The 10,367-nt window shown below is 50.7% G+C and carries 11 protein-coding genes and 5 tRNA genes; 2 read left to right on the forward strand and 14 right to left on the reverse strand.

Annotated elements, in window-relative coordinates:
- Positions 1–152: 152 nt before the first annotated feature.
- The 7 genes from XYCOK13_RS20755 to XYCOK13_RS20785 all read right to left on the reverse strand — a co-directional run bounded on the left by XYCOK13_RS20755 (position 153) and on the right by XYCOK13_RS20785 (position 1,567).
- Positions 153–338 carry a hypothetical protein gene (locus tag XYCOK13_RS20755; RefSeq protein ID WP_213414167.1) on the reverse strand — a complete coding sequence of 62 codons (186 nt, stop codon included), beginning with the start codon at positions 336–338 and terminating at the stop codon, positions 153–155.
- Positions 306–387, reverse strand: a tRNA-Leu gene (locus XYCOK13_RS20760). The genes XYCOK13_RS20755 and XYCOK13_RS20760 overlap by 33 nt, the downstream gene beginning before the upstream one ends.
- 88 nt (positions 388–475) lie before the next feature.
- Positions 476–551 (reverse strand) — tRNA-Lys (locus tag XYCOK13_RS20765).
- 37 nt (positions 552–588) lie between these two features.
- Positions 589–660, reverse strand: a tRNA-Glu gene (locus tag XYCOK13_RS20770).
- Between the two features lie 141 nt (positions 661–801).
- A tRNA-Ser gene (locus tag XYCOK13_RS20775) sits at positions 802–890 on the reverse strand.
- 97 nt (positions 891–987) lie between these two features.
- Positions 988–1,063 (reverse strand) — tRNA-Asn (locus XYCOK13_RS20780).
- Positions 1,064–1,099: 36 nt separating this feature from the next.
- Entirely contained in the window at positions 1,100–1,567 is a 468-nt protein-coding gene (locus tag XYCOK13_RS20785) for a SprT family protein (protein ID WP_213414168.1), read from the reverse strand.
- A gap of 97 nt (positions 1,568–1,664) precedes the next feature.
- Between XYCOK13_RS20785 and XYCOK13_RS20790 the strand changes: the two genes are divergently transcribed.
- Together XYCOK13_RS20790 and cmpA are read left to right on the forward strand one after the other, a co-directional pair.
- Entirely contained in the window at positions 1,665–2,027 is a 363-nt protein-coding gene (locus XYCOK13_RS20790) for a hydrolase/acyltransferase (protein WP_213414169.1), read from the forward strand.
- 177 nt (positions 2,028–2,204) lie between these two features.
- Complete coding sequence (gene cmpA / locus XYCOK13_RS20795; protein ID WP_213414176.1) at positions 2,205–2,363, forward strand: cortex morphogenetic protein CmpA; 159 nt, start codon at positions 2,205–2,207, stop codon at positions 2,361–2,363.
- 52 nt (positions 2,364–2,415) lie between these two features.
- Here cmpA and XYCOK13_RS20800 read toward each other — a convergent pair whose 3' ends face one another.
- The 7 genes from XYCOK13_RS20800 to XYCOK13_RS20830 all read right to left on the reverse strand — a co-directional run bounded on the left by XYCOK13_RS20800 (position 2,416) and on the right by XYCOK13_RS20830 (position 9,603).
- A complete protein-coding gene (locus XYCOK13_RS20800) occupies positions 2,416–4,635 on the reverse strand; it encodes a Tex family protein (RefSeq protein ID WP_213414170.1) in 2,220 nt (739 codons plus the stop codon).
- 236 nt (positions 4,636–4,871) lie between these two features.
- Positions 4,872–5,222, reverse strand: a complete 351-nt coding sequence (locus tag XYCOK13_RS20805; RefSeq protein WP_213414171.1) for a type II toxin-antitoxin system PemK/MazF family toxin — start codon at positions 5,220–5,222, stop codon at positions 4,872–4,874.
- A gap of 3 nt (positions 5,223–5,225) precedes the next feature.
- Positions 5,226–5,507 carry a CopG family ribbon-helix-helix protein gene (locus XYCOK13_RS20810; RefSeq protein WP_280520926.1) on the reverse strand — a complete coding sequence of 94 codons (282 nt, stop codon included), beginning with the start codon at positions 5,505–5,507 and terminating at the stop codon, positions 5,226–5,228.
- 172 nt (positions 5,508–5,679) lie between these two features.
- Positions 5,680–6,846, reverse strand: coding sequence for an alanine racemase (gene alr / locus XYCOK13_RS20815; protein WP_213414172.1), 1,167 nt, complete (start codon positions 6,844–6,846; stop codon positions 5,680–5,682).
- Between the two features lie 152 nt (positions 6,847–6,998).
- A complete protein-coding gene (locus XYCOK13_RS20820; RefSeq protein ID WP_213414173.1) occupies positions 6,999–8,051 on the reverse strand; it encodes a LolA family protein in 1,053 nt (350 codons plus the stop codon).
- Positions 8,052–8,367: 316 nt separating this feature from the next.
- Positions 8,368–8,808 (reverse strand): VOC family protein, encoded by a 441-nt coding sequence (locus tag XYCOK13_RS20825; protein WP_213414174.1) that lies wholly within the window; start codon positions 8,806–8,808, stop codon positions 8,368–8,370.
- 15 nt (positions 8,809–8,823) lie between these two features.
- A complete protein-coding gene (locus XYCOK13_RS20830; protein ID WP_213414175.1) occupies positions 8,824–9,603 on the reverse strand; it encodes a helix-turn-helix domain-containing protein in 780 nt (259 codons plus the stop codon).
- Positions 9,604–10,367 lie beyond the last annotated feature (764 nt).

Genomic DNA, 10,367 nt, shown 5'->3' on the forward strand with positions numbered 1-10,367 from the left:
GTTCTTTCGATTTTCTAACGGTCACCGATGTCCATTAGAGGCCAGAAAACGCCTATTTGTCCGGCAAACTCAGCGCTACTGGTCATCCATGTCCGTTACAATGTCAAAATACGCACTATACGCCCTTTAACAGTCATCCGTGTCCGTTAAAGTTACAGACAAAGCAGCGTCATCACCGGCAAGGGTCGATCGGCAAGGTCGATCAGCAAAAGCCAATCGTCAAGCCAGACAAAGTAGAGGAGTAAAAACGAAAAAATTGAATAAAAACAAAAAAAGCCTTGAATCATCAAGGCTTTCCGTTCGGATGCGGTCGGAGGGATTTGAACCCTCACGCCCATTGGGCACTACCCCCTCAAGATAGCGTGTCTGCCGTTCCACCACGACCGCGTATATGCTGCATCTTGAGCTGTCTTGAGACTTTGCAGCCTGTTACGCTAAGTTGCAGGAGGGAAATTTCCTTATTATGAAAGAAAAATGGTGAGCCATGAAGGACTCGAACCTTCGACACCCTGATTAAAAGTCAGGTGCTCTACCAGCTGAGCTAATGGCTCGAAATTCACCCCTTCAGGTAAAAAGGGATGAAAAAAATGACCCGTAGGGGATTCGAACCCCTGTTACCTCCGTGAAAGGGAGGTGTCTTAACCCCTTGACCAACGGGCCATAATAGCAGATTCCAAGTTGTCAGCCATTCGCAAAACCACTGTGCAGAGCAGCGTTCCCTTCGAGGCGACAAGTGTTATTATAACGGATACTGTCGCGCTTGACAAGTGTTATTTTGCTGGATTTTTTATCCTGAAAAACTGGCGGAGAGAGGGGGATTCGAACCCCCGCGGCTGTTACACCCTAACGCTTTAGCAAAGCGCCCCCTTCGGCCTCTTGGGTACCTCTCCATGTAAAGAGTAAACAAATCCCACATCATGGCATCCAATGTCGACGGTGATGCATACTAGCCTTGGATGAACGCTGATGTGGGAGTAGATGGCGATATGGCTCCCCGAGCAGGACTCGAACCTGCGACAACTCGGTTAACAGCCGAGTGCTCTACCAGCTGAGCTATCAGGGAATGCAAGATATAATTTATCACGATCTTAAAAACAAGTCAAGGGGTGTCCACACTTTCCAACTTCAATTTCCCCCTGCACTTGCCGCACACGTATCGGGAAACATCTACCTTCCGTTTCCGCAAATAATGCATGCCGCAAGACTGGCATGTCAGCTTGTACCGATACGGCATAACGGTCCGATTACTATCGGCGACAGGCTTGCAATACCGGCTGCCGCCTACGCGGGCCAGCCAGTATTTGAAATCGGCATCGCGGTGCCGGTATCCCCGGTTCGTTAAATGCAAATGATAATGGCATAGCTCGTGCTTGATGATCTTCTCCACCTCATCGGCTCCGTGCTTTTCCCACTGCAGCCAGCTGATCTCTATATTATGGGAACCTGTAAAGTACCTCCCGCCGGTCGCCCGAAGTCTGCGGTTAAAACTGGCACGATGGCGGAAAGGGCGCCCGAAGGAAGCTAGCGATATCGCTTCCACCCATTTCTGCAGTTCCTGATCGGTCATGTCTGCACCTCCGCCTAATGCTCACTTGAATTGTAACCGACGCATAGGATACACTGTCAAGTAGTGCTTACGACTGGAGAGAGGGGAAAGCAAGATCATGGCTAAATGGAAATATGTGCTGCTGCAGGACGGCGAGCAATTGGAGTTTGTTCAAATGCCGGCCACGCATGCCTACCAACTGAGCGCGCTGAACCGCCGACTGCACAAAGAACTGGACAAGTTGACTGTAGCGGACAAGCCGAACCTGCCCAAGGTTCTGGCGGAATGCGAGTCCGTGGAACTGCATGACGATCACCTTCTGTTGGCGCACGGTTTAACGTACGTGAATGAACTGGAGGCTTCCTTCGCGTCCCTGCAGGAATCGAACTACCCGCTCATCTCGCTGCTGACCGAAATCCGCGCGCTTCAAGCGCAGCTGGAACAGTGGTATGAGGAAGATGCTGAAGGGCTTCACGAGTAGCAACTCCTCTAGTTGCATCATGCCGGTTCTGACCAATCGTTCAAGTCGTGCATGTTTGGCTTATTTATTCCACAAATGATACATAGGACAGACACAACAGCCCAGGCGGAGCATAGCATGGAACTATCCACTTACACGCCACCCACGATTCGACAGCTGGAAAGGGGATATGATCCTATGCCGAAATGGCTGTACAATCAATTGATGCGCGCTTATCAGAGCAAGGACCGGCGTCAGATTCGCCTGCTCAATGACTGCTGGTACTTCTACCGCACGCGTCATGTAGAAGCCGGCGAGGAGAGCGAAGAGTCTGAGCCTCATACACGACGGCAATAACAAAGGGATACGCGCATCGTGATCTGCCGCGTATCCCCTCTTTTTTATGCCCTTAACCCGGCTTGCGCATCGTTAAGCCTACTCTGCCCTTCTTCTCATCCACCTGCAGCACCCATACGGTAACCGTGTCCCCAACCGATACCACGTCCATCGGATGCTTGACATAACGATCGCTCATTTGTGAAATGTGAACAAGACCGTCATTCTTCACGCCGATATCCACGAATGCGCCGAAGTCGATCACATTGCGAACAGTGCCCTGCAGTTCCATGCCCGGCTTCAAATCTTCGAGCTTCAAGACATCTGTGTGGAAGATCGGACCCGGCAGTTCCTCGCGCGGGTCGCGCCCAGGGCGGAGCAAGCTGTCGATGATATCTCGAAGCGTCGGCACACCGACTTCCAACTGTTCGGCAAGCTGCTCGACATCCAATTGACGCAGCCGCTCCTTCAGTTCCGGGGTGCCCAGCATCGTCTCGTTGACATCGAGCAACCGGAACAACTTGTCTACGATCGGGTAGGATTCCGGGTGGATCGGCGTACTGTCCAGCAGGTTGTCGCCGTCCGGAATTCGCAGGAAGCCGACGCATTGCTCGAAAGTCTTCGCGCCGAGCCTCGGCACCTTCTGAACCTGTGAACGTTCACGGAACTTGCCGTTCTCGTCCCTGTATTTGACGATGTTCTTCGCGATCGTCGCATTGACTCCAGCCACATAACTAAGCAAGGAGGATGACGCCGTATTCAAGTCAACGCCTACATGGTTAACCGCAGATTCCACGACTGCCTTCAGGCTCTCCTCCAGCCGTTTCTGCTGAACATCATGCTGATATTGCCCTACCCCGATCGCCTTCGGCTCAATCTTGACCAGTTCAGCCAACGGATCTTGGATGCGGCGGGCAATCGACACAGCGCTGCGTTCCGCCACGTCGAAGTCCGGGAATTCTTCCTGCGCAATCTTGGAGGCAGAATAAACGCTTGCTCCCGCTTCATTCACGATGATGTAGCGAAGCTCGTCCCGGCCCAGTTTCTTGATGAGCTCGGCCACGAACAACTCAGTCTCCCTGGAGGCAGTGCCGTTGCCGATGACGATCAGTTCGACATGATATTGCTGGATCAGCCGTTTGAATACGGCTTCTGCTTCGGCAATTTTGTTATGCGGCGGTGTCGGATAGGTAACCGCCACCTCCAGCACCTTGCCGATATCGTCGACAACCGCCAGCTTGCAGCCTGTGCGGTAGGCGGGATCGACGCCCAGTGCAACCTTGCCTCTGACTGGCGGCTGCAGCAGCAAATTGCGCAGATTAGCGGCAAAAATATCGATCGCATGCGCTTCTGCCCGTTCCGTCATCTCCCCGCGCACTTCACGCTCAATGGATGGCGCAATCAAGCGCTTGTAGGCGTCTTCCAGAGCCGCTTGCAGCCAGGGTTTGGCGACAGACTCACGCTTGATCACCTTTCTCGCTATGTAATCATGAATCCGCTCCACAGGCGTCTCAATCGCTACCTTCAGCACATCCTCGCGCTCGCCCCGATTGATAGCGAGAATGCGATGCGGCGGCAGCTTGCGAACCGGTTCGCTGTAAGCGTAATACATTTCATATACAGACTCCTGCTCTGCATCCTTCGCCTCCGTCTTCAGCGTGCCTTGGTCATGCGTGAACGCCCGAATCCAGGCGCGAATACGCGCATCGTCAGCGATGCCTTCCGCAATAATATCCATCGCACCCTGCAAGGCTTCTTCAACCGTAAGCACTTGTTTTTCCTCAGACACATACCTCGCTGCCTGCTCCTCAACGGAGCCAGTCTGGCGCTGCTCCAGCAGCCAGCCGGCCAATGGCTCCAAGCCTTTCTCCTTCGCTGCGCTGGCTCGGGTTTTCCGCTTCTGCTTATACGGCCTGTACAGGTCTTCCACCTCTTGCAGTTTCCCTGCAGCCAGCACCGCGTCGCGCAGCCCCTCTGTCAGCTTGCCTTGCTCCTCAATAAGCCGCAACACTTCCAGCTTGCGGTTTTCCAAATTTCGCAAATACCCCAATCGTTCTTCAATCGCACGCAGTTCATTCTCATCCAGTTCGCCGGTCATCTCTTTTCGATATCGGGCAATGAAGGGGATCGTATTCCCTTCATCCAATAGCGCGGCTGTCGTTTCTACCTGCTTGGCGGATAACTTCAGCTCCGCAGCAATTTGCTTGCGAATTCTTTCCTGTACCGCTTTCTCATACGCCTCGTCGACTACAGGGGCTTGTCCCCCTTGCGCCTCTGCGGATGACTTGTCCATTCCCCATCTCTCCTCTCTGACCCCAAACTTTCCATAAAAGGCAGAAAAGCTCCTGCAAAGGAGCTTTTCTGATGCCGGCTGCACAGCCCTGCTGGCAAACCACAGCACATGGGAACATCCGCAAGAGTGAATCAGAACGCTGAAGCTCATTCCTATCCCTCATGCGGGGCCCGTTAAATCGCCTACGAGGTGAAGCAATTCCCGCGAAGCTCATGCCCTCTTCCCTCGTATGCCTGTTAAAAATCGATGAGACCTACGCTGATTTGCAGCGCATCATCCACTCTCCGCATCATCTCTTCTTCCAAATGCGTGATCTTGTCAGTTAATCGCTGCTTGTCGATTGTACGAATCTGCTCCAGCAGAATGACCGAATCGCGGTCGAATCCATGGGCTTTGGCGTCGATTTCTACATGCGTCGGCAGCTTGGCTTTCTGGATCTGCGCTGTAATGGCCGCCACGATGACCGTTGGGCTGAATCGGTTGCCAATATCGTTCTGAATAACGAGAACAGGCCGTACCCCGCCCTGCTCCGAACCGACCACCGGGGACAAATCAGCGAAGAACACATCGCCTCGTTTGACTATCAATCGCTACACCCCGCTTACTAAGCGGTCTAAAGTACTGTCCGCATCTTCCTCCGCATGAAACGCTTCCGATGCCATGTTCAGGTTGATTTTTGCCATTTCCATATATCCGCGCTGCATCGTTTCACGTAGATGGCGTTTTTTCCGTTCGAGCAAATACACCTTCATGGCTTGCCGGATGAATTCGCTGCGATTGGAATTCTCCTGCTGCACAATACCGTCGACCTCTTGCAATAGATTGTCGGGTAGACTAATCATGATTCGTTTCGTGTTTGACATGTTGCTCACCGATCTCGCACCCCCACTACAATTCCAAAACCATTATTACCAGTATGTCGCTGATGCTGAAAATTTATACAATGGAATATATGCATCCCGTATAGATAATATGCTGTCTATATCCTATTCGATGCCAAGCTGTTATCTCCTGTCAACGGCGTGAAAAATGTTGCTTGGTAAATTAATGCAGAAGCGGATTTGAAACAGTTACCGTTTTGCCGCCGCGCACGTATACTTTGGGCACCCGATTGGCCACCATACAAGTAATTTCATAATTGATGGTGCCGAGCATATCGGCTAATTCGTCTGCTGTTATGCAATGATCGCCCTGCCTGCCAATCAACACGACCTCTTCGCCCAGGCGCAGAGGCGGCAGCTCCGATGCATTCACCACGCATTGGTCCATACAGATTCGCCCTACCACCGGCACTCGTTTGCCGCGAATCAACACCTCTGCCTTGCCGGAGAGCATGCGGGTAAAGCCGTCCGCATAACCGACAGGCAATGTGACGATTTGTTCATTCTCCTTGGTATGGTACACACAGCCATAGCTTATGCCTGAGCCGGGCGGCAAGGTCTTCACCATGACAATTCCGGTCTTAAAGCTCATGACCGGCTCCAATTGGATAGCCGTTCGATTTACCTCTGCAGAAGGATACAAGCCGTACAAGCTGATACCGAGACGAATCATATTGAAGGAAAGCTCGGGCGTGTCGATGGCAGCGGCACTGTTGCCTGCATGAACAAGCGGAAAGCGAATCCCTCGACCTTCAAAGTGAGCTACAATTCGACGTATGCGCTCATGCTGCATCAGCGTATAGCGCTTGTCGGCTTCATCCGCTTTGGCATAATGCGTGAACAAACCTTCTACCGTCACGCCTTCAGCCTGCATGGCCCGAGTGATAAACCGGACGGCCATCTCCTCCTCCGCCAAGCCCAGACGTCCCATGCCCGTATCCAGCTTAATATGAATTTTCAACGGTTCCCTGCGATTCGGTCGGAGCTCAACGGCTTCCAGCATCTCGTCCGTATATACAGTCAAGGTAATATCATGCTTCACGGCTGTTTCAATCGCTTCTGGCGGCGAATAGCCCAGCACCAGCAGCGGCGCCTTAATGCCCGCATTGCGGAGTTCAATCGCTTCGTCCAGAATAGCCACACCCAAATAATCCGCACCGCATCTTACGGCTTCCTTGGCTATTTCCACTGCGCCATGCCCGTAGGCGTTCGCCTTCACCACAGCCATGATCTTCAGGCTATCCGGCAAAGTGCGGCGGAAAGCCATATAGTTGTGCTCTAGCGCATCAAGTGAGATTTCCACCCGCGTCGGACGAAAATAAGGGTCCATGCGCGTTCACCTTCTTTTTCTTAGTCAGGCATGCGATACCCTCTATGTTAATCACTTCCGACACGACTGTCAACGAAAGCAAAACCGGTACGCAGCATGCGGATATTTGCAGCTGCGACCGGTTTGGGGACTGCCGCTGGGGCCGTAAACCCTTACTTGGCAGACTGGCCCTGTACTGATTGAGCGATACGGACCATCACTTCCTGGGGCAAATCCTCGCTGGACAATCGGTAGTCCACCCCATCCAGCGTCCAGTGAAGGGTTTTGACCCCATCCCCAATCAGGACGCCCAAGGTAAAGCCAAGATCCACGACTTCCCCGCTTCCAGCCATGACGGTCTGTGCTTGGGGAGCAGATTGGAGCAGCATATAGTTGTAGTCCCCCTGGTAACGCAGCCGGACAGCTGTTTCCTCGCCTAGCTTCACGTCCTGCCGATCCAGCAGCTCTACGCCAACCGGAATATAGGCTGGCTCGATGACACCAGCGAAGGTAGGCGCGGCCTGCTCCGCCGAATCGGTCCCGTCGCCATTTATATCAGCTGTTACAGTCATGGAACGAATATCCCAACTCGTCAAGTTTTTCTGCATATCAAAGTCAGCGGCATCGAAGGAAGCATTGAATTCAAATCGCTCGAAATGCACTTCTACTACTGCCTGCCCCTGATCGTCGGTAATTTCCACATGATGGGGCGCATAGTCTTTTTGATCCAGCCAGATTTTTTGACGCGACAGCGAGCTGTTCGGGTAGTTCGCTTTCACATCGAACACATAAGCGCTGCTCTCTTGGTCTGCGACAAATTGCCTTTCTGGATCTTGCTGTATGCTGTCAGCCAAAGTCTGATACAAATACACCTGTCCCTGATTATTCGGCCAGTCACTTTGGAAGCGGAAGCTCTTTTTTAAGTGAGGCGTCAGTACGAATACGCCATCGTCGTTGCGCAGTACAATTTGGGTGATATCCTTCTTCTGGTTGATTAACGCAATTCGATAATAATGCGGCGTTTGGTACCAGACTTCCAATCCGTATGTTTGCGGTTCCTGCCCAGTGTGCAGCACCATTGAACCTTCTGCCAAGTAGCTCTTCATCTCCTCCGCTTGTTTCAGAACACCATTCACCACATCCTCGGCGCTCTTGGTGCCGCCGCAGCCGGCCAATATGCCGGTAATCGCTACGATCATGACTACCGCTGCCGCGATTTTCCGCATGCCCTCATCCCCTCTTCCCATGATTTCATGACTAGTTCATGTCTATGAGGGTACTTGGCCAATTATGCAGACGGGTTTGACGAGCATGACAAGTCGTTCCCGCGTGGAGAGGCAAGAGTCTGCGTCCGGAACGGTTTCGCTGTCTCTGCAGCAAGTTCACGCAGGTTCTCCGGGAAACTGCTTACAACGTCACGGCGCTAACAGCTTGCAAACAGGAACTCGCTGGAAGTGGTTTCAACGAAAGAGTGAACCGAGCGTATGCTCGTACTTCTGAACAAAAAGAAAAGGAACCCCGAAAGGTTCCCGTAAAGTATAATCATTCATACCTTTTACTTAATTCAATTAAGTCTTCACTCCACTTTTCTGCTGCTAATTCTGAATACAGTTCTATGAGGTTGCCATCGGGATCACGCAGATGAACGGCTCGTATCCCCCAATTCGGTCGATCTTGAATTTCCGTCAGACATCTCCCGCCTTTGTTTTCAATGTTTTTCACCGTTTGTTCTAGATCGTCCACTTCGAAGATACATACAAATGTGTCCTGGGATTCAGAACGTACGGGTAATTTCGTAGTACCTATCACTTCGGACATTAGTTCTTTTTTATACAAACCTAATCCTAGTCCATCCCCCGTATCAAAGTTGGCATAGTTGCCCCCCAACTCTCCCCAGGTCAGCTTTAATCCGAGCACATCCCTGTAAAAAATCAAACATTCGTCGAAACGAGAGACAAGCAACCGCACGTTGTCCAGTCTCATCTAGATCACCTTCCTTCATAATCGTTCATTCTCATATAGTTTAATCCTATTCATCGTTTGTGTATTGAACAAATCGGACATAAACCGTGAAGGAGTAACTCCAGACAAGGCTCGGAATTCCCGAATAAAGTGAGCTTGATCACTGTATCCATCCAAACTAAATGTACCTTTGCTTAGTTGCTTAAGTGTATAGTGAAAACGAACAATTCGGCAAAACGTTTTGGGGTTGAGCCCTGTCCATTCGTAAAATAGTCGTTGTAAATGTCTCGTACTCAAACCCTCGCTTCTCGCTAAATGTTGGATTGTAACATTGCCCTGATAATGGTAGATTTGGTCTAATATATTTGCCATGTGGGTACTAAATTGTACGTTTATATTTTTATTGATCGTTGCTAAAAAATATCGATTCAAAAGATCCATGCATTGGAATTCATTCCCATTTAATCTTTCCTGCAGTTCCGTCCATGTTGTATTCAAATCTGAAAAATGCACTCTTTGTCCGCTGAATAAATCAACATTTGTTTGAAAAATTGCACGCACGCCGCCTGGACGGAAACGAACCCCTATAAAAAACACTTCTTCGCTTATCGGCACATCCATATATTCGCTCATAACGCCTGTAAGGGTCCCCACATATCCGGATGAATGACATTTTCTAAAAACGATGTCGATGCATCCATCCGGCAACACCTTTAGAGTGCTTTGCTGAGTCGTTCTGAGCTTTCCACCCATTACCATCCAATAACAATCAATATAGGGAAGGAGCGGTGTGGCAGGAGTGAATTCCTGGTACATTAAATTGGGAGCTCCAAATTGTATCGGTGAATAAGACGTTATCGAGGATCGCAACATGAATTTGATTTCACAACCTTGATCATTATGAATTTGCTGTCATTCTCGACTACAGATAATTCATGAGTTGTACGTTGCATGTATAGAAACTATCCAATAGCCTCCGTCCTTTCGGGAGGAAGCCGATCACCACAAGCTGCTTTACAAGTTAGATTATACCATATTAGAACCCTCCGGGGTTCTTCTTCTTTTTGTGCGGAAGTACGAGCGTTTGCGCCAGCTCGGTCTGCAAATGCCTCCAGCTAGTTCCTGTTTGCAAGTTGTTTTCGCTGAACCGTTGAAAATAGATGAGAGTGACACACTAATTTCGTTCTGTAACGGTTGCCATAGCCGCTATTTATGACAAATGAGGCGGGATAAATTTGTAACGGATGTCAGCGAGCCTATTTCGCTTAAAATCGGTCAAAGCCCATCAGAATAGGCAAATAAGCTCTACAGCATCCGTTAGAATTTGCAACAGTCGAAAAAAGGCCAAATAGCCGCTGATACAACCGTAAGAGCACCAAAAGGATTTCTTTCCACCGTTCGCCCATGCGAAGCCTCAACAGATGCAGCGAATCCGTCCGTACGCAACCTTTCGCCCACTAACCATCCCAACCACACCATCCCCAATCACCACTTCACCTCAAAAGCTCGTCAAACCCGTCCGCATAGCTGTCGGAATGCCTCTTTTGCTTCTCGGAACCATTCGCCGGAACCCTCACGGC

The sequence above is a fragment of the Xylanibacillus composti genome, from assembly GCF_018403685.1.
GTDB lineage: Bacteria > Bacillota > Bacilli > Paenibacillales > K13 > Xylanibacillus > Xylanibacillus composti.